Here is a 24,508-nt window from a genome sequence, read left to right as displayed (position 1 = left end):
TCTCAGTGAGCTAGGCGTCGCACGCTGGTGGTGGGCAGGGCATTGCCCCGGTGACTCGCTGTGGCGCGTGTGCCCATGCCTGCTGCAGCGCTGCCGCTGACCTGGAACACGGCCACCAGCTCTGCCAGGCGCTGGGCCTGCTGGCGCAGGTTCTCTGCGGCAGCGGTGCTTTCACCCACCAGCGCGCCGTTTTGCTGCGTCATCTGGTCCAGCTGGGTCACGGCCACGTTGACCTGCGAGATGCCGTCGCTCTGCTCGGCAGCGGCGGTGCTGATCTCGCCGATGATGCCGTTCACGCGCTGCACGCCTTGCACGATCTCGTTCATGGTGTCACCAGCGTTGGCCACGAGCTGGGTGCCCGAGTCCACTTTTTCGACGCTGGACTGGATCAGCGCCTTGATCTCCTTGGCGGCCTCGGCGCTGCGTTGCGCCAGGCTGCGCACCTCGGTGGCCACCACCGCAAAGCCGCGCCCCTGTTCACCCGCGCGCGCTGCTTCCACGGCAGCGTTCAGCGCCAGGATGTTGGTCTGGAACGCAATGCCGTCGATCACGCCGATGATGTCGGCGATCTTCTGGCTGCTGTGGTGGATGTCCTGCATGGTGCTCACCACCTGCTGCATCACCTCGCCACCCTTGGTGGCGGTGCTGGCGGCGGTGGTGGCCAGTTGGTTGGCCTGGCGGGCCGAGTCGGCGCTCTGGCGCACGGTGGCGGTCAGCTCTTCCATGCTGGCGGCGGTTTGCTCCAGGCTGCTGGCGGCTTGTTCGGTGCGGTGGCCCAGGTTCTGGTTGCCACTGCTGATGTCATCGCTGGTGGTGCGCAGCTGCGCAATGTTGTCGCGCACGGCCGAGACCAGTTCATGAAAGCGCTGTTGCATGTCGCGCACGGCCACCATCACGCTGCCGGTGTCGCCCGCCTTGACCTGCACGTGCGCCGTCAGATTGCCTTGCTGGATGGCCTGCACCACGGCGCGCACTTCGCTGGGCTCTGCCCCCAGCTCGCGGCCAATGCTGCGCGATACCAGCACTGTCACCGCCACGCTGATCAGCACGGCCAGCAGGGTGATGGACAGCATCACGCCGGTGAATTGGCTGGCGTCCTGGTTGGCCGTCTGGCTGTTCTTGATGATGCGGCCTTCCTCGTAGTCGATGAGCTTGTTGGCTGCGGCCAGCCATTGCTCGTACTGCGGTTTGGCCTCGGCCCAGAGCAGGGCTTCGGCGCCCGCGCGGTCGCCAGCCTGCATCAGTGCAACCACCTTGCTGGTGGTGGCCACCGTGCGTGCTTCGATGTCCTTGAGCGCTTGCACCATGGGGCCCACTTCGGGTGGGACCTCTTTTACGGTTTTCAGCACGTTGTCGAGTTGCGTGGCGGACTGGGCATAAAAGTCGGCCAGCCGCGCGATGGATTCAATCTCTTTTTTGCGCGCCTCGTCGTTGGGTGCCAGCACCACGTCCCGCACCGCGATGGAGCGGTCGTGGGCCGAACCCCGGAAGTTGATGGCAGCGCGCTGAATGACAGCGTTTTGCGTGGCATTGGCGGTCAATGCGCCATCGATGCCCCGTGCAATGAGCACGCTGTAGACCGACATTCCGAGCAAAGCCACGATGACCAGGCCGAAGCCCGCCATCAGGCGCTGGCTGATTTTCCATGTGTGCATTGAAGGTGCCTCTTGAAGATGTCTTGGGGCGACGTTGCCCATACATACCGCCAGGCGTCCCAGTTGGAGGGGCAGACCACAGCAAATTGTTTGCATTTAGTTACATTGTACTGACTAGTTGTAAATTAAACCGTTTGGTTTAATTTATCTACTCGATAGTCAATGCTTGTTTGTCTGGGCAGGAGTTGAGGCTTTTTTAGATGTTTTGGCGATTAAATAACAAGAATTAAGTCGTTTGGGTTTTAAGGTGCGGCTCGCAGAATGCAAGTGCTGTGACCCCTACCATCTCCATCATCATCGTCCCCGGCTGGCGCGACTCTGGCCCCGGACACTGGCAAAGCCTGTGGGCCGAGCGCCTGCCCAATGCGCGCCGCGTGGTGCAGGACGACTGGATCACGCCCACCCGGACGGCCTGGGTGGGGCAACTGGAAAAGACCGTTTTGGCCGCGCCGAACCCCGTGGTGATCGTGGCGCACAGCCTGGGCTGCATCGCTACCTCTCATATGGGCCCCGAGGCAGCGGCCCGCGTGTGTGGCGCGCTGCTGGTGGCCCCTGCAGACCCCGAGCGCCGCGCCATCCTGAGCGACTTTGCGCCCGTGCCCTACGCCGCGCTGCCCTACCGCAGCATTGTGGTGGCCAGCAGCAACGACCCTTTTTGCCCCATCCGCCTGGCGGGCGCCTATGCCAGGGCCTGGGGCAGCGAGTTCGTGCGCATGCAAAACGCCGGGCACATCAACATCGACTCGGGCCATGGCGAATGGCCCCTGGGCTGGGCATTGCTGCAATCGCTGGAAGGCGACCACGCCGTGCCGCAGCAGCCTGCCGCCCCAACACACGCATCGTCTGCAGCGGCCTGATTGCTGTAATTTTGATAGCTATTGGCGCTTGATATTAAAGCGCTAGCGGCTTATTTGGCTTGAAGCGCCGCGTACGGGTTGGCTACCCGGGCAGGCATGCAATCGACCTGCGGCGGTCGATGAAAAATCCATATACCAATATACGATTAATTAACAAGAATATATTCTTTTGAGTTTTAAGGGCGCCTCCGCACAATGCGCCATCTCCAGTATTTTTTGGGCGACACCACCATGACTTCTTTGAAACTCAAGACCCTTCTTGCCTCCCTGGCCCTGGCCGCCAGCGGCATGGCTGCCGCACAGAATTCCCTGTTGAACGTGTCGTATGACGTGGCCCGCGAGTTCTACAAGGACTACAACGCCGCCTTTGCCGCGCACTACAAGAAGACCACTGGCCAGGACGTGAAGATCGACCAGTCGCACGCCGGCTCCAGCGCCCAGGCGCGTGCCGTGAACGACGGCCTGGCCGCCGACGTGGTGACCATGAACACCACCACCGACGTGCAGTTCCTGGCCGACAGCGGCGTGGTGGCCAAGGACTGGGCCAAGAAGTTTCCGCACGATGCATCGCCCACCACCTCGACCATGCTGTTCCTGGTGCGCAACGGCAACCCCAAAGGCATCAAGGACTGGGAAGACCTCATCAAGCCCGGCGTGCAGGTGATCGTGGTGAACCCCAAGACCGGCGGCAACGGCCGTTATGCCTATCTGGCTGCCTGGGGCGCCGTGCGTGAAAAGGGTGGCACCGAGGCGCAGGCCGCCGAGTTTGTGGGCAAGCTCTACAAGAACGTGCCCATCCTGGCCAAGGGTGGACGTGACGCCACGGCCACCTTCCTGCAACGCAACCAGGGCGATGTGCTGATCACGTTCGAATCCGAGGTGGTCTCCATCGACCGCGAATTCGGCGCCGGCAAGGTCGATGCGATCTACCCGTCGGTGAGCGTGGTGGCCGAGAACCCTGTGGCCGTGGTGGAGCGCACCGTGGCCAAGAAGGGTACGGCCCAGCTGGCCAAAGCCTACCTGGACTACCTGTATTCGGAGGAGGCGCAGGAGATCGCCGCCAAGCATGCCATCCGCCCCCGCTCGGAAAAGGTGCTCAAGAAGTACGAAGCCACCTTCAAGCCGCTCAAGCAATTCACCGTGGCCAAGTACTTCGGCTCGCTGACCGAAGCGCAGAAGGTGCACTTCAACGACGGCGGACAGTTCGACAAGCTGTACACGAAGTGAACACCCCCCTTAACCGCTTCTCGGCTTCCCCCTCTCTGCGCGCTGCGCGCTCCGGGAGGGGGGACGACGCCAGCGCGGCGGGGCGGCCCTTGCGCGGCGTCCGCTGGCTCAGGTCACGCCAGTTTTTAAGCGCTGCGTAAACAAATAGCTTCCTATGACTAGAAATAAGAGCGCCAAGAAGGTGCTGCCAGGCTTCGGCCTGACGCTGGGCTACACGCTCTTTTACCTGAGCATCATCGTGCTGATCCCGCTGTCGGCACTGATTTTCAAGACCTTCACGCTCACCTGGGAGCAATTCTGGGCGGCCATCAGCGCACCGCGCGTGATGGCCTCGTACCGGCTGACCTTTGGCGCATCGTTTCTCGCGGCGCTGGTCAACCTGGTGTTTGGCCTGCTGATCGCGTGGGTGCTGGTGCGCTACAAGTTTCCGGGCAAGAAGATCGTGGACGCGCTGGTGGACCTGCCGTTTGCGCTGCCCACCGCTGTGGCCGGCATCTCGCTGACCGCACTGTTGGCAGGCAATGGCTGGGTCGGGCAGATTCTGGAGCCCATGGGCATTCAGCTCGCGTTCAAGCCTGCGGGTATCGTGATTGCGCTGATTTTCATCGGCCTGCCGTTTGTGGTGCGCACCGTGCAGCCCGTGCTCGAAGATGCCGAGAAGGAGCTGGAAGAAGCCGCCACCTGCCTGGGTGCCACGCGCCTGCAAACCTTCACCAAGGTCATCCTGCCCTCCATCACCCCTGCACTGCTCACTGGCTTTGCCATGGCATTTGCGCGGGCGGTGGGGGAGTACGGTTCGGTCATCTTCATCGCGGGCAACATGCCCATGGTGTCGGAGATCACGCCGCTGATCATCATCGGCAAGCTGGAGCAGTACGACTACGCAGGCGCCACGGCCGTGGCCGTGGTGATGCTCGTGATCTCGTTCATCCTGCTCTTGGTCATCAACGCACTACAGGCATGGCAGCGTCGCCATGCGGGGGCTCCAGCATGAGCGGCAACAACTCCCGAACCATACGCCGCGCCCAAGCGGGCACGACCGAATCGCCGTGGGTGCGCTACACCCTGATTGCTGTCGCGCTCGCCTTCATGCTGCTGTTCCTGGTGTTGCCGCTGGCCGCCGTGTTCGCCGAGGCGCTGCGCAAAGGCTTTGGCGCGTACCTCGACGGCCTGCGTGAACCCGACGCCTGGTCGGCCATCAAGCTCACACTCATCACCGCGCTGATTGCGGTGCCGCTGAACCTGGTGTTTGGCGTGGCAGCGGCCTGGTGCATTGCCAAGTACGAGTTCAAGGGCAAGGCGTTCTTGACCACGTTGGTGGACCTGCCGTTCTCGGTGTCGCCCGTGGTGGCGGGCCTGATCTATGTGCTGATGTTCGGCGCACAGGGCTGGTTTGGCCCCTGGCTGCAGGCACACGACATCAAGATCATCTTTGCCGTGCCGGGCATCGTGCTGGCCACCGTATTTGTGACCTTCCCGTTCATCGCGCGTGAGCTGATCCCGCTGATGCAGGCGCAGGGCAACGACGAGGAGCAGGCCGCCATCGTGCTGGGCGCCACCGGCTGGCAGACCTTCTGGTACGTGACGCTGCCCAACATCAAGTGGGGCCTGCTGTACGGCGTGATCCTGTGCAATGCGCGGGCCATGGGCGAGTTTGGCGCGGTATCCGTGGTGTCGGGCCACATCCGTGGGCAGACCAACACCATCCCGCTGCACGTCGAGATTCTCTACAACGAATACCAGTCGGTGGCTGCGTTTGCGGCGGCCTCGCTGCTGGCGCTGCTGGCGCTCGTCACCCTGGTGATCAAGACCATTGCAGAGCACCGCAACGAGCAGGCGCTGAAGGCGGCTGCCGAATTGCCCCCCGAGCGGCCCGCGCCTTTGCCAACCGCCCGCTGAAGGAAGAAGACCATGAGCATTGAAATCCGTAACGTCAGCAAGCAATTCGGCGACTTCCAGGCGCTGCGCGATGTGAGCCTCGATATCGCGTCGGGCGAACTCATCGCGCTGCTGGGCCCCTCGGGCTGCGGCAAGACCACGCTGCTGCGCATCATCGCGGGCCTGGAGACGGCCGATGTGGGCACCATCCATTTCAGCGGCGAAGACACCACCGATGTGCACGTGCGCGAGCGCAACGTGGGCTTCGTGTTCCAGCACTACGCGCTGTTTCGCCACATGACGGTGTTCGAGAACGTGGCCTTCGGCCTGCGCGTCAAGCCCCGCAGTGAGCGACCGAGCGAGGCGCAGATCAAGCAAAAGGTGACTGACCTGCTCAAGCTCGTGCAGCTCGACTGGTTGGCCGAGCGCTATCCCTCGCAGCTGTCCGGCGGCCAGCGCCAGCGCATCGCCCTGGCCCGTGCCCTGGCGGTGGAACCCAAGGTGCTGCTGCTGGACGAGCCCTTCGGAGCCCTGGACGCCAAGGTGCGCAAGGAACTGCGCCGCTGGCTGCGCCGCCTGCACGACGAACTGCATGTCACCTCGATCTTCGTGACCCATGACCAGGAAGAAGCGCTGGAAGTGGCCGACCGCGTGGTGGTGATCAACCAAGGCCGCATTGAGCAAAGCGGCTCGCCCCAGCAGGTATGGGACCAGCCAGCCAGCCCGTTTGTGTATGGCTTTTTGGGTGATGTGAACCTGTTCCACGGCCGCGCCCATGAAGGCCTGGTGCACCTCGACGGCATGCAGATCGACTCGCCCGAACACAGCCAGGCGCAAAATGCCAAGGCCTTTGCCTATGTGCGGCCGCACGACCTGGATGTGGAGCGCTATTCGCCCGGCGCCGGGCTCGACGCCCAAGGTCGCCCGCGCGGCATCGTGGCCCAACTGAGCCGCGCCATTGTGGTGGGCCCGATTGCGCGGCTGGAACTTATTCCCTCCGACGACCACAAACCAGCGGACAATGCGTCCCCAGACCACTTGATCGAAGCGCAGATCCCTGCGCAGCAGTTCAAGGAAATGGGTTTCAAGGAGGGTGAAACGCTGGTGGTGACACCGCGCCGCGCCCGCGTGTTCTTGGATCACGCCGCTGGAATCTGACTCCCCCTGAGCCGCTGCGCGTCTTCCCCCTGAGGGGGCGCACCCGGTGGACTGGCGGAGCCAGATCCACGGGTGTACTGGCATGGGCCGCGCCCGTTTCGGAGGCGGCACCGTTTGCAATGGCTATTGGATGAGGGATAAGAATGATGGTGTTGAACTGGATCGATCAGGCCCCGCGCCGCGTGCTGGCACTGATCAGCGTGGCTTGTGTGGCGATGCTGGCTTTTGGCATGTACTTGCAGCATGTGGTGGGCCTGGAGCCTTGTCCCATGTGCATCGTGCAGCGCTATGCTCTCATTGGTGTAGCAATCTTCACAGGTCTGGCAAGCGCTAGGGGCTCAAAAGGCTGGTGGATGGGCTGGGGCGCGCTGGCCCTGATCGCATCCGGCTTCGGCGCCTTCGTGGCGGCCCGCCAGAGCTGGCTGCAGTGGTACCCACCCGAAGTCGCCACCTGCGGCCGCGACTTCTACGGCATGATCGAAAACTATCCCATCAGCCGCGCCATCCCCATGATCTTCCGGGGCTCCGGTGACTGCGCTGCGATTGACTGGACGTTCCTGGGTGGCTCGATAGCCAACTGGTCGTTTGTGTGTTTTGTGGGGTTTGCGGTGGTGCTGCTGGCGCTGTTGGTGCGCGGGTTCACCAGCGGCAATCGTCGGGGTTCCGGTTACTCGATGGCTTGATGCGCCGGGGTCGGCTCGCTTGTCGTAGCCCGTAACTTGCATCAGAAAAAAAGGCGCTCCTTGTGAGCGTCATTTTTTTTGCGTTGGCATGGCAGGTCTTCACGCTGAGAATCCAGGTTTCGGGAGCATTCGATCAGGTAGTCGCAGAGGCGCCAGCGCCTGGCAATGGTGCGATATCAGCGAATGCATGGGCCTTCTCGATCCGGTTGCGCCCAGCTGCCTTGCCCTGGTAAAGCGCGACATCGGCAGCCCGCAGGGCCTTCTCCAAGGCGTGGCCGTTGGCGAACCGGGGTGACACACCAATGGTGACGGTGCAGTGCAGCGGTTTGTCGTGGCCGCTCACGTGAATGGCCTGTTCTTCGACCGCTGCGCGCAGTCGTTCTGCCAACTGCACGACGCCGACATCATCACTGTCGAGGCAGACAGCCACAAACTCTTCTCCTCCTATGCGGCCCGTCAGGTCGCCTCGGCGCACGGTGGTGCGCAGCACATCTGCAACATGGCGCAGCACGGTGTCGCCAGCCTGGTGTCCGTAGGTGTCGTTGATGCGTTTGAAGTGGTCCACGTCCAGCAGCAGCAAGTAAGCGGGCGCGACGTTGTGGAGGTTGAAGTGTTGCTCCAGCGCTTCTGAAAGCCCCCGGCGATTGAGCAGTTGCGTCATGGGATCGCGCGCCGCCATCTGGCTCAGATCATCGGTCAGGCGCCGGAACACCAGCCAAATCATGAAGGGTGGCACCACCGTCGCCAGGGACGACATATAGATGTAGAACACCATCTGAAAGCTGCTGTCCATGTGCAGCACTTCCAGTCCGCCCTGGAGTAGCCTTATGAACTTGATTGCGTTCAGAATGCAGATGCCACTGATCAGGAGCGCGAAAAATGCCATTTCGCGGTACAGGTGCTTGGCGAATGTGCGAACACCATAGAGTGCCGCGAGCGTCATGACCAGGAACAGCAGCGCAGACATCCCGGACAGCATGGCGTAGCGGGCGACCGGCCCCAAGCTCCACTGAATCAGTGCCTGTGCGGCGGAGTAGGCGAGCACAAATGCCGCCAGCGGCCGCCACAGCGGCGCGGGAAATCCAAAGAACCGCATGACCCCGAGGCCATAGGTGATCGGGGCCGCCAGGGTGAGGGTGTGGTTGACCACGCTCATCATGCTCCAGGCCGGGCCGCCTTCCACCAACTGCAGCACATAGGCAAGCCCCAGCAGCAAGTTGCCCATGGCAAAAAAATCCATGCCCATCTTCTTGCCCTGCAAGCGCTTGCTGATGAGCAAAAACATCACCGCGAAGCACAGCAGGTGAGCACACAGCATGCCGACGAGAACAGACCCCACCATGTCAGCGTCCTTCGGAGTCTGGCCGTGCGGTGGCGGCCCCAGGCGCGAGCCTCTTTGCCGGACGCGCAAACAGCACACCCTCTGTCCCATCCACCCATGCGGGTAGCTTGTGCATCACGCTGGCCAAAAGATCGCTGGCCTGCCACTGCGCCAGCCAGGCTTGCAGGCGGGGCCAGGGCTGTGCGGCCCACCAATCGGCATCAATGCCTGCAAACTGCCGTACAAAAGGCGCAATCGCCATATCGGCCAGGGCCGCATGGGTGCCGAACAGATAGGGCTGGTCCGGCCAGAGACGCGCCTCCAGCCCCCCCAGCCAGGCCACGGCGCGGGCGCGTTCTGCGCCGATGTCGGCATCGGGGTAGCGGCTGGGATATTTGCACCGGTCCAGCGCCTGCTTGAACGGGCCATCGCATTCGGCAATTAGCGCCAGCATGTCCTGCAGATTGCCGTGGCTGGGGATGAGCCAGCCCTCGGGGTCGTGCTGCACCAGCGCCCACAGCATGATCTCCAGGCTCTGCTCCAGCACCTGGCCACTCGGCAGCACCAGCACGGGCACAGTGCCCTTGGGTGAGGCGTGCAGCAGGCCCTGTGGCTTGTTGCGCAACACCACCTCGCGCAGTTCGCAGGCCTGGCCACTGACAGCCAGCGCCAGCCGGGCGCGCATGGCGTAGGGGCAGCGACGAAAGGAATAGAGGACGGGCAGGGCAGCGCTCACGCGGAGTCGTCCTCGCGATCATTTTTGTCGTCGCTGGAGCTGAATCGCGCTCGGTTGCCCGGTTGCCGCGCGCCGATATGCGCTTGCCCGCGCTGATCCGCCAGGTCCATCTGGCGTTGCCGCTCTGCCAGCGCGCGTTCCTGCTCGGGTGTGCGCGTGCCGTGGCAATACGGGCAGCTCACGCCGCGCACGTAATGCGGCGACTGCAGCTCGGCCTCGCCCAGTGGCATGCGGCAAGAGCGGCACAGTTGGTGGTGCCCCGGAGCCAGGCCGTGGCCCACCGACACACGTTCGTCAAACACGAAGCAGTCGCCATGCCACAGGCTGTCTTCTTCGGGCACGGTTTCCAGGTATTTGAGGATGCCGCCTTCCAAGTGGTACACCTCGTCAAAGCCCTGCGATTTGAGGTAGGCGGTGGATTTCTCGCACCGTATGCCGCCCGTGCAGAACATGGCCACGCGCGGGTTACCCGCCAGCACGCCGCCGGGCTGCGACTGCTGCCCCACCCAGGCCGGGAACTCGGCAAAGCTCTTGGTGTGGGGGTTGATGGCGCGTTCAAACGTTCCAATGCCCACTTCGTAGTCGTTGCGCGTGTCCACCACCACCACGCCGGGGTCGTCGATGAGGGCGTTCCAGTCCTCGGGCTTCACATAGGTGCCCGCGTTGCGCGCGGGGTTCAGGCCCGGCACTCCCAGGGTGACGATCTCGCGCTTGAGGCGCACGCGCATGCGGTAGAACGGTTGGCGGTCGGTGGGGGCTTCTTTGTGCTGCAGGTTCGCAAAGCGGGCATCGCTGCGCAGCCAGGTGAGCACGGCCAACACATCGGCGGGTGCACCCGCAATGGTGCCGTTGATGCCCTCGGGCGCCAGCAGCAGCATGCCGCGCACGCCGCGCTCGTCGCACAGTGTCTGCAGGGGCGCGCGCAGCGTGGCGCAGTCGGGCAGATCGACAAACTGGTAAAGCGCAACAGTGAGAAAGCGAGGTGTGACCGAGTCCACGAAATGGGGGAGAGAGCGGAAAAGAAGGGGTGATGATAGCGGTCACTTTTCGTTACGATGCAAGCGTCTCCAACATGCGCCCGAGGTGTTTTATGGCCCAAGAACCCTCCCTCAACCTGTTTCGCCGCCTGGAGCAGCTCAACGGTATTGGGGCTGCGCTCTCCCGCGAGCGCAACATCGACCGCCTGCTGGAGAACATTCTGGAGGCTGCCAAGGCCATCACGGGCGCGGACGGCGGAACGCTCTACAGCGTGACCGAGGACGGGCAGTCGCTCAAGTTCGAGATACTGCGCACCGACTCGCTGGACATTCGCCTGGGGGGCACCACGGGCAAACCCATTGATTTTCCGCACCTGCCGCTGCGCAACGCAGATGGCAGCCCCAACGATTCGCTGGTGGCCGCGTATGCCGCCATCCACGACCGCACGGTGAACATTGCCGACGCGTACAGTGCCGAGGGGTTTGATTTTTCAGGCACCCGCAGTTTCGATGCGCGCACGGGGTACCGCTCGCAATCGTTTCTGACCGTGCCGATGAAGAACCACGACCACGAACTGATCGGCGTGCTGCAGCTCATCAACGCGCGGCACTGGGAGACCGGCGAGGTCACCACGTTCTCCGAGGCCGACCAGGGCCTGGCCGAGTCGCTGGCCTCGCAGGCTGCCATTGCCCTCACGAATCGCTTGCTCATCACGCAGCTGGAGCGCCTGTTCGAGTCGTTCGTGAACCTGATCAACCTGGCCATTGACGAAAAGTCGCCCTACACCGGTGGCCATTGCCAGCGTGTGCCCGCCCTCACCATGATGCTGGCCGAGGCGGTGAATGCCACCAACCAGGGGCCGCTGGCGGGCTTTCGCATGAGTGACCGGGACCGCTACGAACTCAAGATGGCCGGCCTGCTGCACGACTGCGGCAAGATCACCACGCCCGTGCACGTGGTGGACAAGGCCACCAAGCTGCAGACCCTGTACGACCGCATTGGGCTGGTGGACACGCGGTTTGAAGTCTTGAAGCGCGATGCCGAGCTGGCCGCACTGCGCCGCCAACTGGCGCTGCGCCCGGTGGTGGATGCGCGTGCCGAGGGGCAGGAGCTGCAAGCCCTGCAGCACGAAATTCACGCACTGGAAGAAGACCGCGAGTTTCTGCGCCGCTGCAATACCGGCACCGAGGCCATGCGCCCCGAGGACCAGCAGCGCGTGCGTGACATCGCCGCCATGCGGCACTGGCGCAACCCACAGGGGGTGCAGACAAGCTTCCTTACGGCCGAGGAGGTGGAGAACCTCACCATCCGATCCGGCACCCTGAACCAGGCCGAGCGCGACACCATCAATTACCACATCGTTGCCACCATCAAGATGCTGGAGACGCTGCCCTGGCCACGGCACCTCAAGAACGTGCCGGAGTATGCGGGCGGCCACCACGAACGCATGGACGGCAAGGGCTACCCGCGCGGCCTTACACGTGACCAGATGTCGCTGCAGGCCCGCATGATGGGCATTGCCGACATCTTCGAGGCGCTGACAGCGGCTGATCGGCCCTACAAGAACGGTATGACCTTGTCAGATGCGATTGCCATCATGTGCAGGATGCGCGACAACGGGCACATCGACCCGGACCTGTTCGAGGTGTTTGTGCGTGAGGGGGTGTACCTGCGCTACGCGCGGGACTTTCTGGAGCCCGGGCAGATGGACGTGGTGGACATCGCGGCGCTCGGCTTCTCCTGACTGAAATGCTACTGAGTGGATCGCTGCCAAGCCCAGTGCACTGGCCACTGACCGGGTTCGCAGGGTCGAGATGCCTCATGGCTTGTGCAGCGGCAGCCACAGCGTGAAGCGCGAACCGCAGTCCTCCCCCAGCGCCCCCCAGGTGTCCCACGAACACTGCGCGCCCAGCGCCAGTGCGCGGCTGCGCACGTTGGCCAGGCCCCTGCGCGCGGGCGGTAGCGCATCGGGTGGGGGCGCGGTGAAGGGGGTGCCGTTGTCCTGCACGCACACCTGCACGCCGGGCACACCTCCGCGCACCGATTCAGCGGTGCCGAGCGTGATCTCCATCGCGCCGCTGTGCTTGAGGATGTTGGTCAGCACCTCCTGCAGGATGCGCAGCACATGCAGCGCGCTCTGCGAATCGAGCCAGGGCAGGGGCGGCACATCGTCCACCTGCCAGCGCAACGCCAGGCCAGCGCCCTCTAGACGGGGGCCCAGCCGGAAGCGCAGGCGCGCAAGCAGGGCCAGCAGGTCGGCGTCCACAGGCTCCAGCGAGTCGATGGACAGCTTCAGGTCGTCGATGCACTCGCGCAGCACCGGCGCCACGTCCAGGCGCGCGGCGGGCTCGTTCTCCACCAGCCGCAGCGCGCTCATCAGTGACGAGCCCACGCCGTCGTGCATCTCGCGCATCAGGCGCTGGCGCTCTTGGAGCAGCGTCTGTTCGCGCTCGGCGGCGCGCAGCCGCTCGTGGGTTTCGCGCAGTTGCTGTTCTTGCGCGGCCAGGCGCTCGGCCTGCACGGCATTGGCCAGCTCGGCCGCGCCCAGCGCGCGCTGGTAGCGCGTGAAGGCCACCCACAGGAACATGGTGAGCACGCCCATGTAGGCATAGGGGGTGAGGTAAATGTGCTCGATGCTGATGAGATACCGCTGCATCGCCAGGTCATGGAACGCCATCGGAAACGACAGCGCCACGGCGCCGCACAGTAGAACGTTGGCCCCCGTGCGGTGAGTCCACGCGCCGCGCGCCGCCACATACAGCACCACCACCCCCGGCGGGAACAGCGCCAGGCGCAGCAGCGGAAGCATCGCCTCGTGCCTGAGCCCCCACAACGGCAGCGCTGCAGCCGCCACCAGCCAGCAGTAGGCCATCAGCGCCCGTGCCAGCCGGGGCCTGTGCCAGCCCTGCATCTGCCGCAGCAGCAAGAAGGAACACACCGAGGAGCCCAGTGACCCCACCAGCGTGAGCCAGGAGAACCAGGCGTCGGGCACGGCCAGGCCTTCCTCGTCCACCAGATAGAACAGCGTCGCCAGCAGGTGCGCCACCGACAACAGGAAGAACAGCAAGTAGCCTGCTTCCTCGCGCCCCTCGCCATGGCCCCGCGCCCGCCGCATCAGCCACACCATCAGCGCCAGCACGCCCAGCACCAGGTAGGCGCCCCGCAGGTAGGTCACCAGGCCGGTCTGCAGCAGCTCGCGCAGCCGCCAGGCTGGCCGCAGCGCCTCAGCCGGTCCGGCCCACACCGAGGACAGCGCCCCGCCCACGCCCGGCAGGCTGGCCATGCGCACGTGCAACTGCGGCGCTGCACCCGCTTGGTCTAGGCCCTTCAGATCCAGCCATACCGGGCGGTTGAAGCCGTTCCACACGCGGCTGCCGCGCGTCTGCCATGCAAGGCGTCCGTTGGCATACACGGCCACCGTGCCCACCGTCTGCCAGCGCGGGATGTACAGGCGCATACCCTGCGGAGTGCCGTGCGGCAGCGCGTTGGCGGGCACGCGCAGGCGGTACCACTGCACTTCGGGCGGCGCGCTGGCCTGCTCGGCGCTGGACGCGGTGCTGCGCGGGCGAGCATGGGGCAGGGCCACGGCGGCCCAGGGCGTCGCGGCGTCCAGCACCGCATCGCCGGATGCGTGCAGCGAAGGCGGTGGCGCCCAGTCGCCGCTGGGCGAAGACCAGGTCTCGGCCTGCAACAGGTGCACGGCCTCTGCGGCGTGCGTGCACGGCACCAGCATCATCACCAGCAGCAGCACCAACGGCATTGCCAGCAGCCGCCAACGCCGCAGCACCCGGCGCGCCGCCTCAGTCGGCCGCATGGATCCAGCCCTGGCGCGCTGCGGCGCTCACGGCCTCGGCCTGCGTGGTGACCTGCAGCTTGGCATATACGCGTCGCACAAAGGTGCGCACGGTGTGGCGCGAGACGCCCATTGCGCGGGCGACCTCGTCCAGCGTATGGCCGCGCGCCACCAGGCGCAGCAGTTCGGCCTCGCGCGCGGACGGGGGTGCGCTTGCGCCCAGGCCTGCGCCCGGCGGCGGGGGCGGCGCCGCCGCCAGCGCGGGCTGCGTCTGGCGCAGCAGCAACAGCTTGCGCGCCACCATGGGGTTGATGGGGCTGCCGCCTGCGTGCAGGCTGCGCACTTCGTCCACCACGGCGGTGGCGGGCAAGTCTTTGAGCAAATAGCCCATGGCACCGGCGGCGATGGCATCCAGCACGTGCACCTCGTCGCCGAAGATGGTGCTGACCATGGCCGCCGCCTGCGGCCAGCGTGCCCGCAGCGCGGCCAGCACGTCCAGCCCGCTGCCGTCGGGCAGGCCCAGGTCGAGCAGCAGCACGTCCAGCGGCGCGGCGTCGTCCTGCGCCAGCGCGGCCATGGCCTCGGTGCGGCTGGCGGCCGTCCACGCCAGGCGCATGTCGCTGGCGCCTTGCAGCGCGTGGGCCAGGGCGGTGCGGCAGGCGGCGTCGTCCTCGACCACGGCGACGCGAACGGGGGTGGAGGCAATGGAAGAAGGCGGTGGCATGCACCGATGCTGCCACAGCCGCTGGGCACGGGCATGTCGCCCAAAAGGGGGACATACGAAACCGCCCCCTGTCCCTAGCATCCGGGTCACGCGCTGGCTTTGCTGGCTTTTTGCTATTGAAGTTATAGCTGTCAGCGCTTGATCAGAAAGCGCTAGAGGCTAAAAATATGCTCAAAAATGTCCTTCACACCCCGCTCATGCACCGGGCCTGGTTGCGCGCGCGCAGCGCGGTGGCGCTGGGCGCGCTGGCCATGGTGCTGCTGCTGCAGGCCTGCAGCGTGGCCCAGCCGTCGTGGATCGAGGCGCCCCTGGTGGCCGACGGAAGCACCACCGGCGCGGGCTATGCGCCCCACGGCACCAGCCTGCCAGTGAGCGAGGGGGCCAGCGCGCAGTTGAAGTTCTCTTATGCCACCTTGCCAGACGGTGCGCTGACCAAGTTGAATGTGGACACCGACAACACGGTTGCCACCGTAGGCCATGACAGCTATACGCTCGACGCCGGCAAGGTGGTGCGCGCACGGCTGGTGCTGTATGTCGACAAGGTGACCACCTCGGGCTACATCGCCATCTTCGGTGCCTACCAGGCCGGGGGCGCAGACTGCTTTGCGCACGAGGGCACGGCTCCCGCCTGCGACCTGCAACTGGCCAGCGCCGTCGGTGGGCGCGCCACCGATGCGGACCGGCCGACGCAGCCCTTGCGCATTACCGAGCGCGGCTTCTACAGCTTCGACGTGACCGAGCTCGTCAAGCACCGGCTGGCGCAGGGTGTGGAATCGATGCTGCGCGTGGAAGCCGCGCAGGACACCGATGGTTCCTACGGCAGCTTCGAGTTCGCCAGCCGCGAGCAGCCGGTGGGCCAGGCGCGCGTGCTGCACCAGGCGCAATTGCTGATCACGCTGGAGGGTCTGGCGGGCATCAGCAGCAGACCCTATGCCTCCACCAGCGTGCGTCAGTCGTCCACCGACCCGACCGTCGCCGCGCAGGACTTCCGGCAGAACGAAAACCTGTGGCTTGGCGGCGCGGCAGGGGACCGCGCCTATGCACTGTTGCAGCCGCAGCCGCTCGAAGTCGGCTTTCCGCTGCGCCAGGTGCTGTTCAGTACGGGTTCGATGGCAGGCAAGCAGTCGCTGGTCATGCATGTGAACGGGCCGGTGCTGGACCAGACCACGCCGCAGCCGCAGGTGCAGGTCTACGGGCGACGCAGGTTCAACGTGAGCGGTCAGGTGGTGCGATCGTGGAACGACGGCTGGGCGGAGCCGCCGGGCGCGGACCTCATCGCCACGGCGGCACTGGACCGCAGCGCGCCTCGCCAGACTGTGGTCGCCGATACCACCGATCGCTATATCGACACGCTGGCCAGCGCGTACAACGGCAACCGCAACCAGGACTTTGCGGCGGCCGTCACCACCAACGTGCAATCGCCGATAACACTGGACAGCAGCCGCAACACCCGCACCGGGCATGCGCCGCGTTTCATCACCGTCATCAAACCTGAGAAGGACGTGTGGCGGTCACCCTTCGACTTCGACAAGGACGACAGCACACATGCATTGAGCCTGTGCCTGCAGTACACGGGCAGCGCGGGCACGTGCCACAGCGCGCTGTCGCTGCGCGCCCGCCTCGGGCAGCCGTTCACCAGCTCGGGCCGTGTCATTGTCATCGGGCCCTGGGCCGACACCGCAGCGGGCGGCCATGTACCCTATGCGGCAGACATCGACCTTGCTCTGCCCCAAAGCGGCGCCAGCGCCCAAGTGCCCGCCGACCTGGGCCCCCAGAGCCTGTCGGGCGACATGGCCAGCTACATTGGCTACGGCATTCACGAAGCCAGGGCCAACCGCGTGGTGGGCACGTACCGCGGCATCGTGAGCATGACGGGGCACAACCTGCGCACCGCCATCGACTTCGAGAACCTGCCGCTGCCCTTGCCGTCGCTGAGCGGTCCGGCCCGTGTGGAGACGGCGCCTGGCACCACCGTGGTGGCGGTCGGTGCCGGTGCGCCGCAGCCCTTCGTGCTGGCCGTGGCCGACCCGGTGGGCCAGAACATCGACGACACCACGCGCTGGATCATCACCAGCAGCAACCCCGCCGACACCTTACCCAGCGAGATTCAGCAAAGCGAAGGCAGTGTGGCGTTCGCCGTCACGTTCTCGGGTTTGGGCGCGCGCACGCTCACCGTCACTAGCAAGGGCGACGCCAGCGTCACTGCGACGTTTGCCGTCAACGTGCTACAGGGCGCGCGACAGGGCCAGTCCATCAGCTTCACCACATCACCTCCGGCCTTCGCCAAGGTGGGCGGAACATATCTTGCGGCGGCCACGGGCGGCGGCTCGGGCCTGCCGGTCATCTACAGCCTCGACACGGCCGGCTCCACGCTGGGCGCCTGCACGGTAGCGGCAAACGGCGCGGTGGTGTTTACCGGCGCCGGCACCTGCTCCATCCAAGCCGATCAAGCAGGCAATGCGGCTTACTCTGCTGCCGCTCAAGTGCGGCAGAGCTTTACTGTCGGCTCCGCGAGCTTCAGCGGGCCCACGGTGCCCTCGGGCGGCGGGGGCAGCTCAGGACCGGCCAGCGCCAGCCTGTCAGGCGGTGGCGCTACCTGCCAGTTCGACGCGTCGGCCACCCGCTACACGGCCGCGAACGCAGCCCCTCCAGGGCAGGGCGCACCCCAAGGCATGTTCGAATTCCGGCTTGTGGGCTGCACCCCCGGTGCTACCGTCACCATCACCACCCACTGGCCCCAAGCCGTCAGTGCGTTCGCGAAGTACGGCAAGGCCTCCGGCCAGGCTGCCAGCGCCAGCTTCTTCGCGCCCTCCAACCTGGTCATCAGCGGCAGCACCGTGCGCTTTGACGTGACCGACGGCCAGCTGGGCGACGACGACTGGACGGCGAACGGCGTGATCCTGGACCCGGTCATGCCGTTGGCGGCCGCGCCCGGTGCCGCGCAGGCCATCCCCACGCTGGGTGAATGGGGCCTGCTGCTGCTCACGCTGCTGGTGGGCGCACTGGCGTGGCGCATGGCCAGATTTTGAGACAGATTGCCTTCCATCGCCTAGTCAGTCAACACAGTGTGCTATCAAATAATGATCAAAAACGTACTGATTCTATCGATGCGGCTGGGCCTGGCTGCGATGGTGCTGTCTGCGGTGCCGCTAGCCTGGGCAGCCACCTGGCAGGTGAACCGCGTGGACGACCCCGCCAGCGGCAGCGCGGCCCGCTGCGCGCCCGGCAATGCGCAAACATGCAGCCTGCGCGATGCGATCGCGGCCGCGCAGCATGGCGACACCGTAGCGTTCGACGGCGCGGTGTTTGCGGCGCCGCAGGTGCTGGCGGTGGGCAGGCCGCTGGTCATTGCCCGCGCCATCACGCTGCGCGGCCCCGGCGCCAGCCTGCTCACCCTCGACGGCCAGAACGCGGTGCACCTGCTGGAGGTGAATGCTGGCACGGCCAGCGCGGGGGTGCCAGTGAGCGGACCGGTGCATATCAGCGGACTGGCGTTCGCCAACGGCACGACGGCGGTGGACGGTGGCGTAAACATGAACGGAAACTCCGGCTCGGTGGGCGGTATCGCCAATTGGGGCACGCTCACGCTGGACGACGTGAAGGTCACGGGCATGTGGGCGGGCAACGTAGGCGCGGGCATCGGCAACGGGCCCGCGGGCAGGCTCACGATCGTGCGCAGCGAGGTCAGCGGCAATTCCACCGGCTGGCGCGGCGGCGGTATCTACAACTCACCCAACGGCGTGATCACCATCGACCGCAGCACCATCGCCAACAACACGGTGCGTGAAGGCGAATTTGGGCACAGCGGGGGTGGTGTGGCGTCGTATGGTGCGCTCACCATCGACCGCAGCACCCTCTCCGGCAACCAGGTGTTCTCGTCCGCATGCCATGGCAACGTGTGCGGCGGCGGCGGCATCGCGGCATCGGCGCTGACGATCAGCAACAGCACCATCTCGGGCAACCGCGCCCACAGCACCGTGGGCGGGGACGGCGGGGGCATCGCTCTGGCCGTCTTCAACGGGACGATCACCGTGCGCAACTGCACGTTCGCGGGCAACCGCAGCGGCGCCAAAGGCGGCGCATTCCGCTCGTCGGACGACTTCAGCATCAGCAACAGCACCTTCACCGGCAACACCAGCGATGGCGATGGCGGCGCCATCAGCGTAGGCTGGATCGGCGGCGCGAGCGTGGCACGCATCGACAACAGCACCATCGTGAACAACGTGGCAGGGGGCTTGGGTGGCGGCATCCACATCCCATCCTCGGGCAGCACGGTGCCGGTCGTGCAGTTGTTCAATTCCATCGTGTCCGGCAACGCCATCCAGAGTTACCTGACGGACGTCTATGGCAGCGACGTGGCGGATGACGACCTGGCCGTCGACCACTGGAACGTGATCCGCGCCCCAGCCTCAGGCGTGGGTGGCCTCTACCTGCAACCGCTGGGCGACTATGGTGGCCCCACGCAGACCATGCCGCCGGGAGGCCCTGCCAGCAGAGCCTGGGCCGCCTCCCGCTATGCCGCAGGCGAGCCCGCCACCGACCAGCGCGGCGTGGCCCGGCCCGCCACAGTGGGCGCGGCCGTCGACGCCGGGGCGGTGCAGGTCAGCACGACGCTGCCATCCATCACCGAGCTGGACCCCGCCAAGGGGCCGCCCGCTGGGGGCTACGCGGTCACCGTCAGGGGCTTCAACCTGTCGGGCGGCACGCTGAACTTTGACGGGACGCCAGTCAGCGCCACGGGCTCGATCACCCATGCGGACGGTTCGATGAGCCTGACCGCAGCCGCGCCGCCCGGCACGGCGGGCAGCACCGTGCGCGTGCGCTACACCGTGGGGGCAAACGCCAGCCCCGACGTGCCGGAAGACGACTTCACCTACACGTCGCAGGCCGTTAGCTTCACCACCATGCCGCCGAGCCCCGCAGTCGCGGGCAGCACCTACACCGTGGCGGCCACGGGCGGCGCGTCCGGCAACCCGGTGGTGTTCAGCACGGTGGGCCCTTGCACGGTGGCGGGCCAGGTGGTCAGCTTCAACGGCGCAGGCACCTGCACCATCCACGCCGACCAGGCGGGCGATGCGGTTTATCCCGCCGCGCCCCGGGTGTCGCAAAGCACAGCGGTGGTGCAGGCCGGCCAGGTGATCGCCTTCACCACCACGCCGCCCAGCCCCGCAGTGGCGGGCAGAACCTACACCGTGGCGGCCACGGGCGGCGCGTCCGGCAACCCCGTGGTGTTCACCACTGCGGGCGCTTGCACGGTGGCGGGCCAGGTGGTCAGCTTCAACGGCGCGGGTACTTGCACCATCTACGCCGACCAGGCAGGCAACGCCCACTACGCTGCCGCCGCGCGGCAGCAGCAAGCGTTTGCCATCGTGGCACTGCTCAAAACGTTCACTGGCACCACCTTGCCCGCCAGCGGCGCGGGCGGCCCGGCCAGCGCCAGCATTGGCAACGATGGCGGGGCGCTGTGCCAGTTCGATCCAGCCGCCACGGCCTTCGAGGCCGCCACGCCGCCCCCTGGCCGGGTGGCGCCGCAGGGCGCGTTCCGCTTCAGGCTGATCGGCTGCGACGCGGGTGCCACGGTGCGCGTGACCACCACCTGGCCGCAGCTGGTGGCGGACTTCGTCAAGCGCACGGGCAGCGGCCAGTTCATCGTGCCTGCGAGCGTGGGCCTGGGCAGCACCACCGTGGGCTTTGACGTGACCGATAACCAGCCTGGCGACGACGATGCTGCGCCCGGCGTGATCGCCGACCCGGTGATGCCGCTGGCCGCCGCCCTGCAAGCGATCCCCGCGCTGTCCCCCTGGGCCCTGCTGCTGCTGGGAGTGATGGCCGGGGCGCTGGGCATGGTGGCGCAGCGGCGCAGGGCTTGATTGCTCCTCAATTAATAGCTGTTAACGCTTATGGGTAAAGCGATGAAGCCTATTTTTGTTTAATTTTCTGAGCTGTGGCGAGCCAGCCGTGAAAGGCGTGCATGGCCGCCGTCACGGGCCGGGATTGCAGCCGTGTGAGCCAGTAGGCGCCCCGGCGCAGTTCCAGCGCGAACGGTCGCACCAGGCGGCCCTGGCGCAGTTCGCGTTCGAACATGCACGCCGGGAGCAGCGCGGCGCCCGCGCCTTGTGCCGCCGCCTCGGCCAGCGTGAGGGACGAGTCGAACACCGCGCCGCGCACCACGGGGCAGGGCGCCCCAGCGGCCTCGAACCAGGCGGCCCATTCGTCCGCCCTGTAGCTGCGCAGCAGCGGTTGCCGCGCCAGGTCGGCGGCGGTGCGCAAGCCGTGGGCCAGGGCCGGGGCGCACATCACTGACATCGGTGCGTCCATGATGCGTTCGGCATGTGTGCCGTGCCAGGCGCCGTCGCCAAAGCGGATCGCATAGTCCAGCCCTTCGCCCGCCATGTCCACCCGGTTGTTGTGCGTGAGCAGACGCAGGTCCACAAACGGGCAGGTCTGCTGAAAGTCGCGCAGCCGGGGCAGCAGCCAGCCCACGGCAAAGGTGCCCACGGCGCCCACGGTCAGCACCTCGCGTGGGCGGGTGTCGCCCAGTTTTTCCAGGGCGCGCGCCAGGTTGGAGAACGATTCCGTCACCACCGGCAGCAGCGCCTGGCCTTCGTCCGTCAACGCCAGGCCACGCGGCAGGCGGCGAAACAGTGGCTTGCCCAGGCGATCTTCGAGCTTGCGGATGTGCTGGCTGACCGCTGTCTGCGTGACGTGCAACTCCTGGGCCGCCCGCGTCAGGTTGAGGTGGCGCGCCGAGGCTTCGAACGCGCGCAGGGCATTGAGCGGGAGATGCATAAGTTTTTCTAGGGGCTAGCGGCAATTATTGTCGATGGTGCTTTGGGCTCAAGCTCTTTATCGTTCAGGCCTTGTCTTCACTCACCTCCAATTTTTATGCAAAGACGACAGTTTTCCTTGGGTTTGACGGCCGCTGCCACCATGCCTCTTTGGGGTTGCGCGGCCACCAGCAACGCAGCGAACCGCGACAAGACCACCCGCGAATGGAACGAGACCCTCGCCAACATCGAACGCACTGCCCAGGGCCGCTTGGGCGTGGCCATGCTGGACACGGGCTCGGGCCTGGCGCTGGGCTGGCGGCAGGACGAGCGCTTTGCCATGGCCAGCACCTTCAAGGCGGTGCTGGCGGGCTGGATGCTGGCGCTGGTGGACCAGGGCAAGGAGCGGCTGGATGCCCGAGTGCACTACGCCGCGGGCGATGTGGTGGCGTATTCACCTGTCAGCGGCCCCCGTGCGGGCGATGGGGGCGGGTTGACGGTCGGCGAGCTGTGCTCCGCCACCGTGAGCCTGAGCGATAACACCGCCGCCAACGTGCTGCTGGCGCGCCACGGCGGCCCGGCGGGGTTCACGGCCTTTGTGCGGTCACTGGGCGACAGCATCACACGGCTGGACCGCACCGAGCCCACGTTGAACGAAGCCAAGGTGGGGGACCCTCGCGACACCACCACGCCGCTCGCAATGTTGCAGACACTGCAAAAGCTGGTGCTGGGTGATGTACTCACGCCCCCGTCACGCGCCTGGCTGCAGCGCTGGCTGGTAGAGACGAGCACGGGCGACAAGCGCCTGCGCGCGGGTGTGCCGGGCTGGAAGGTGGGGGACAAGACGGGCACTGCCAGTGACAGCGGCACGGCCAATGATGTGGCGGTGATGTGGCCTCCGGCTGGCGGCGCCCCGGTGCTGGTGACGTGTTATCTCACGCGGTCTACCGCCAAGCCCGAGCAGCGCGATGCGGCGATCACCCAGGTGGCGCGGGCCGTGGCCACCGCGATCCAGAATGGGTAGCAGAGCGCACAGTAACATCGTCGCACTCAGATAGGGGCGAGAACACCATGACGCACGCAACAAAAGTACCTGGCAAATCTGCGTGGGTACTCATCACAGCCATTGGCGTCGTGTTTGTTGCTACGGGTATGTGGCTGGTGATTGCCCCTTGGGCGCCACCGTACGGTGGAAAGGCTGGCTTCGTGTTTCACTTGGCCTACCTCGCGGTCGGGCAGTACGGACCCGCGATGGTTTTTGCACTGCTTGGCCTGTTTGTGCTTTTTTGGGGGCTCAAGCAACTCCGCAGCTGATTTGCGCGGCCCCTCTATCCAGAGTGACTACAACTTCTTGACCAGCACCTGGCTGCGCCGGTCCCAGTTGTACTTGCGCTTGCGCGCATCGGGCAGCCAGTCCGGGTCCACGGGCTGGAAGCCGCGCTTGATGAACCAGTGCATGGTGCGGGTGGTGAGCACAAAGATACTGTCCAGCCCTTGCAGCCGCGCGCGTTGCTCGATGCGCTTGAGCAGCTTTTCTCCATCGCCCGTGCCCTGGCTTTGCGGTGACACCGTCACGGCGGCCATCTCGGCCGTCTTGGCCTCGGGGTAGGGGTAGAGCGCTGCGCAGCCAAAGATCACTCCATCGTGCTCGATGATGGTGTAGGTGGCAATGTCGCGTTCGATCTCGGTGCGGTCGCGCTTGACCAGCGTGCCGTCTTTCTCAAACGGCTCGATGAGCTGAAGGATGCCGCCCACGTCGTCAATCGTGGCCTCGCGCAGCTCTTCCAGCTTTTCGTCAATGACCATGGTGCCGATGCCATCGTGCACATACACCTCCAGCAACAGTGATCCATCCACCGCAAACGGCAGGATGTGGCTGCGCTCCACGCCAGCCTTGCAGGCCTTCACACAGTGCTGCAGATAAAAGCCCGTGTCCGTGGGCTGCTGTGCGGGCGGTAGCTGCGCCAGCAAGGCTTGCGCGGCGGCCAGCGGCAGCTCGGTGTCGATGGGGTTGTCGTCGCTCTCGGGCTCGGTGGGCGACATGCGGATGCCTTGCACCTCGGTCAAGAAGATCAGCTTGTCGGCCCGCAGCTCAATGGCCACGCTGGTGGCCACTTCTTCCATGCTCAGGTTGAAAGCCTCGCCCGTGGGCGAGAAGCCAAACGGCGACAGCAGCACCAGTGCACCCATGTCCAGCGTGCGCTGGATGCCCGCAACGTCTACCTTGCGCACCAGGCCCGAGTGCTGAAAATCCACCCCATCCACGATGCCCACGGGCCGCGCGGTCAGGAAGTTGCCCGAGATCACCCGCACGGTGGCACCCGCCATGGGCGTGTTGGGCAGCCCCTGGCTGAAGGCGGCCTCGATTTCATAACGCAACTGGCCCGCAGCCTCCTGCGCGCAATCGAGCGCCACCGAGTCGGTGATGCGGATGCCATGCGAATACTTGGCTGCATGCCCCTTGGCGGCCAGCTGTTCGTTCACCTGTGGGCGAAAACCGTGTACCAGAACAATCTTTACGCCCATGGCCTGGATCAGTGCCAGGTCTTGCGCAATGCTGTGCAGCTTGCCGGCCGCAATCGCCTCCCCCGTGAGCCCGATCACAAACGTCTGGTTGCGGAACTTGTGGATGTAAGGCGCCACCGAGCGGAACCAGGGGACGAAGGTGAAGTTGAAAACGGCGGACATGGCAGTGGAGAGCGGTGGGTGGCCTTGGAGCTACGGAAAAACT

19 protein-coding genes are annotated in these 24,508 nt (G+C 65.8%); 11 read left to right on the top strand and 8 right to left on the bottom strand.

What is annotated here, in order from left to right; genetic code table 11:
* Positions 1 to 2: 2 nt before the first annotated feature.
* Positions 3 to 1,655 (bottom strand): methyl-accepting chemotaxis protein, encoded by a 1,653-nt coding sequence (locus ACQ4MJ_RS09920; protein ID WP_431152824.1) that lies wholly within the window; start codon positions 1,653 to 1,655, stop codon positions 3 to 5.
* 272 nt (positions 1,656 to 1,927) lie between these two features.
* Here ACQ4MJ_RS09920 and ACQ4MJ_RS09915 point away from each other — a divergent pair, with 272 nt between their 5' ends.
* The 6 genes from ACQ4MJ_RS09915 to ACQ4MJ_RS09890 all read left to right on the top strand — a co-directional run bounded on the left by ACQ4MJ_RS09915 (position 1,928) and on the right by ACQ4MJ_RS09890 (position 7,458).
* Positions 1,928 to 2,512: an RBBP9/YdeN family alpha/beta hydrolase gene (locus tag ACQ4MJ_RS09915; protein WP_431152825.1), complete on the top strand. Its 585-nt coding sequence runs from the start codon at positions 1,928 to 1,930 to the stop codon at positions 2,510 to 2,512.
* A gap of 231 nt (positions 2,513 to 2,743) precedes the next feature.
* Complete coding sequence (locus ACQ4MJ_RS09910) at positions 2,744 to 3,739, top strand: sulfate ABC transporter substrate-binding protein (protein ID WP_431152826.1); 996 nt, start codon at positions 2,744 to 2,746, stop codon at positions 3,737 to 3,739.
* Positions 3,740 to 3,893: 154 nt separating this feature from the next.
* Complete coding sequence (cysT, locus tag ACQ4MJ_RS09905; RefSeq protein ID WP_431152827.1) at positions 3,894 to 4,733, top strand: sulfate ABC transporter permease subunit CysT; 840 nt, start codon at positions 3,894 to 3,896, stop codon at positions 4,731 to 4,733.
* Positions 4,730 to 5,638, top strand: a complete 909-nt coding sequence (cysW, locus tag ACQ4MJ_RS09900) for a sulfate ABC transporter permease subunit CysW (protein WP_431153087.1) — start codon at positions 4,730 to 4,732, stop codon at positions 5,636 to 5,638. The genes cysT and cysW overlap by 4 nt, the downstream gene beginning before the upstream one ends.
* A gap of 12 nt (positions 5,639 to 5,650) precedes the next feature.
* Positions 5,651 to 6,775: a sulfate/molybdate ABC transporter ATP-binding protein gene (locus ACQ4MJ_RS09895; RefSeq protein ID WP_228895010.1), complete on the top strand. Its 1,125-nt coding sequence runs from the start codon at positions 5,651 to 5,653 to the stop codon at positions 6,773 to 6,775.
* A gap of 146 nt (positions 6,776 to 6,921) precedes the next feature.
* Complete coding sequence (locus ACQ4MJ_RS09890; protein WP_199731376.1) at positions 6,922 to 7,458, top strand: disulfide bond formation protein B; 537 nt, start codon at positions 6,922 to 6,924, stop codon at positions 7,456 to 7,458.
* Between the two features lie 133 nt (positions 7,459 to 7,591).
* Here ACQ4MJ_RS09890 and ACQ4MJ_RS09885 read toward each other — a convergent pair whose 3' ends face one another.
* The 3 genes from ACQ4MJ_RS09885 to ACQ4MJ_RS09875 are packed head-to-tail and all read right to left on the bottom strand — an operon-like array spanning position 7,592 to position 10,513.
* Positions 7,592 to 8,800, bottom strand: a complete 1,209-nt coding sequence (locus tag ACQ4MJ_RS09885; protein ID WP_228895948.1) for a GGDEF domain-containing protein — start codon at positions 8,798 to 8,800, stop codon at positions 7,592 to 7,594.
* 1 nt (position 8,801) lies between these two features.
* Positions 8,802 to 9,464, bottom strand: a complete 663-nt coding sequence (locus tag ACQ4MJ_RS09880) for a glutathione S-transferase (protein ID WP_431153088.1) — start codon at positions 9,462 to 9,464, stop codon at positions 8,802 to 8,804.
* Between the two features lie 47 nt (positions 9,465 to 9,511).
* Positions 9,512 to 10,513, bottom strand: a complete 1,002-nt coding sequence (locus ACQ4MJ_RS09875; protein ID WP_431152828.1) for a rhodanese-related sulfurtransferase — start codon at positions 10,511 to 10,513, stop codon at positions 9,512 to 9,514.
* Positions 10,514 to 10,605: 92 nt separating this feature from the next.
* On the opposite strand from ACQ4MJ_RS09875, the gene ACQ4MJ_RS09870 reads away from it, so the two are divergent.
* Positions 10,606 to 12,237 (top strand): HD domain-containing phosphohydrolase, encoded by a 1,632-nt coding sequence (locus tag ACQ4MJ_RS09870; RefSeq protein WP_431152829.1) that lies wholly within the window; start codon positions 10,606 to 10,608, stop codon positions 12,235 to 12,237.
* A gap of 75 nt (positions 12,238 to 12,312) precedes the next feature.
* Here ACQ4MJ_RS09870 and ACQ4MJ_RS09865 read toward each other — a convergent pair whose 3' ends face one another.
* Both ACQ4MJ_RS09865 and ACQ4MJ_RS09860 read right to left on the bottom strand, forming a co-directional pair.
* Positions 12,313 to 14,307: a histidine kinase gene (locus tag ACQ4MJ_RS09865; RefSeq protein ID WP_431152830.1), complete on the bottom strand. Its 1,995-nt coding sequence runs from the start codon at positions 14,305 to 14,307 to the stop codon at positions 12,313 to 12,315.
* Positions 14,294 to 15,010 carry a response regulator transcription factor gene (locus tag ACQ4MJ_RS09860; protein WP_055397486.1) on the bottom strand — a complete coding sequence of 239 codons (717 nt, stop codon included), beginning with the start codon at positions 15,008 to 15,010 and terminating at the stop codon, positions 14,294 to 14,296. Before ACQ4MJ_RS09860 ends, ACQ4MJ_RS09865 begins: the two co-directional genes overlap by 14 nt.
* A 167-nt stretch (positions 15,011 to 15,177) precedes the next feature.
* On the opposite strand from ACQ4MJ_RS09860, the gene ACQ4MJ_RS09855 reads away from it, so the two are divergent.
* Complete coding sequence (locus tag ACQ4MJ_RS09855) at positions 15,178 to 18,039, top strand: IPTL-CTERM sorting domain-containing protein (RefSeq protein WP_431152831.1); 2,862 nt, start codon at positions 15,178 to 15,180, stop codon at positions 18,037 to 18,039.
* A gap of 51 nt (positions 18,040 to 18,090) precedes the next feature.
* Positions 18,091 to 20,880 (top strand): IPTL-CTERM sorting domain-containing protein, encoded by a 2,790-nt coding sequence (locus ACQ4MJ_RS09850; protein ID WP_431152832.1) that lies wholly within the window; start codon positions 18,091 to 18,093, stop codon positions 20,878 to 20,880.
* A 49-nt stretch (positions 20,881 to 20,929) separates the two neighbouring features.
* Here ACQ4MJ_RS09850 and ACQ4MJ_RS09845 read toward each other — a convergent pair whose 3' ends face one another.
* Positions 20,930 to 21,799 carry a LysR family transcriptional regulator gene (locus tag ACQ4MJ_RS09845; RefSeq protein WP_431152833.1) on the bottom strand — a complete coding sequence of 290 codons (870 nt, stop codon included), beginning with the start codon at positions 21,797 to 21,799 and terminating at the stop codon, positions 20,930 to 20,932.
* A 96-nt stretch (positions 21,800 to 21,895) separates the two neighbouring features.
* Between ACQ4MJ_RS09845 and blaACA the strand changes: the two genes are divergently transcribed.
* Both blaACA and ACQ4MJ_RS09835 read left to right on the top strand, forming a co-directional pair.
* Positions 21,896 to 22,801 carry an ACA family class A beta-lactamase gene (gene blaACA, locus ACQ4MJ_RS09840; protein WP_431152834.1) on the top strand — a complete coding sequence of 302 codons (906 nt, stop codon included), beginning with the start codon at positions 21,896 to 21,898 and terminating at the stop codon, positions 22,799 to 22,801.
* 47 nt (positions 22,802 to 22,848) lie between these two features.
* A complete protein-coding gene (locus ACQ4MJ_RS09835; RefSeq protein ID WP_147433229.1) occupies positions 22,849 to 23,091 on the top strand; it encodes a hypothetical protein in 243 nt (80 codons plus the stop codon).
* A gap of 27 nt (positions 23,092 to 23,118) precedes the next feature.
* Here ACQ4MJ_RS09835 and argA read toward each other — a convergent pair whose 3' ends face one another.
* Positions 23,119 to 24,465 (bottom strand): amino-acid N-acetyltransferase, encoded by a 1,347-nt coding sequence (argA, locus tag ACQ4MJ_RS09830; RefSeq protein ID WP_055397476.1) that lies wholly within the window; start codon positions 24,463 to 24,465, stop codon positions 23,119 to 23,121.
* Between the last annotated feature and the right edge of the window lie 43 nt (positions 24,466 to 24,508).

It is taken from the genome of Acidovorax facilis (genome assembly GCF_050626955.1).
Taxonomy (GTDB): Bacteria; Pseudomonadota; Gammaproteobacteria; order Burkholderiales; family Burkholderiaceae_C; genus Acidovorax; species Acidovorax facilis.
This window is presented reverse-complemented; position numbering and strand designations above follow the sequence as displayed.

Excerpts from the sequence above, each read along its gene's own strand:
- ACQ4MJ_RS09860 (WP_055397486.1), bottom strand. The coding sequence starts at position 15,010 with ATGCCACCGCCTTCTTCCATTGCCTCCACCCCCGTTCGCGTCGCCGTG.
- ACQ4MJ_RS09910 (WP_431152826.1), top strand. The coding sequence starts at position 2,744 with ATGACTTCTTTGAAACTCAAGACCCTTCTTGCCTCCCTGGCCCTGGCC.
- ACQ4MJ_RS09850 (WP_431152832.1), top strand. The coding sequence starts at position 18,091 with ATGATCAAAAACGTACTGATTCTATCGATGCGGCTGGGCCTGGCTGCG.
- ACQ4MJ_RS09880 (WP_431153088.1), bottom strand. The coding sequence starts at position 9,464 with ATGCGCGCCCGGCTGGCGCTGGCTGTCAGTGGCCAGGCCTGCGAACTG.
- cysT (WP_431152827.1), top strand. The coding sequence starts at position 3,894 with ATGACTAGAAATAAGAGCGCCAAGAAGGTGCTGCCAGGCTTCGGCCTG.
- argA (WP_055397476.1), bottom strand. The coding sequence starts at position 24,465 with ATGTCCGCCGTTTTCAACTTCACCTTCGTCCCCTGGTTCCGCTCGGTG.
- ACQ4MJ_RS09870 (WP_431152829.1), top strand. The coding sequence starts at position 10,606 with ATGGCCCAAGAACCCTCCCTCAACCTGTTTCGCCGCCTGGAGCAGCTC.
- ACQ4MJ_RS09920 (WP_431152824.1), bottom strand. The coding sequence starts at position 1,655 with ATGCACACATGGAAAATCAGCCAGCGCCTGATGGCGGGCTTCGGCCTG.
- ACQ4MJ_RS09845 (WP_431152833.1), bottom strand. The coding sequence starts at position 21,799 with ATGCATCTCCCGCTCAATGCCCTGCGCGCGTTCGAAGCCTCGGCGCGC.
- ACQ4MJ_RS09855 (WP_431152831.1), top strand. The coding sequence starts at position 15,178 with ATGCTCAAAAATGTCCTTCACACCCCGCTCATGCACCGGGCCTGGTTG.
- cysW (WP_431153087.1), top strand. The coding sequence starts at position 4,730 with ATGAGCGGCAACAACTCCCGAACCATACGCCGCGCCCAAGCGGGCACG.
- ACQ4MJ_RS09835 (WP_147433229.1), top strand. The coding sequence starts at position 22,849 with ATGACGCACGCAACAAAAGTACCTGGCAAATCTGCGTGGGTACTCATC.
- ACQ4MJ_RS09895 (WP_228895010.1), top strand. The coding sequence starts at position 5,651 with ATGAGCATTGAAATCCGTAACGTCAGCAAGCAATTCGGCGACTTCCAG.
- ACQ4MJ_RS09865 (WP_431152830.1), bottom strand. The coding sequence starts at position 14,307 with ATGCGGCCGACTGAGGCGGCGCGCCGGGTGCTGCGGCGTTGGCGGCTG.
- ACQ4MJ_RS09890 (WP_199731376.1), top strand. The coding sequence starts at position 6,922 with ATGGTGTTGAACTGGATCGATCAGGCCCCGCGCCGCGTGCTGGCACTG.
- ACQ4MJ_RS09885 (WP_228895948.1), bottom strand. The coding sequence starts at position 8,800 with ATGGTGGGGTCTGTTCTCGTCGGCATGCTGTGTGCTCACCTGCTGTGC.
- blaACA (WP_431152834.1), top strand. The coding sequence starts at position 21,896 with ATGCAAAGACGACAGTTTTCCTTGGGTTTGACGGCCGCTGCCACCATG.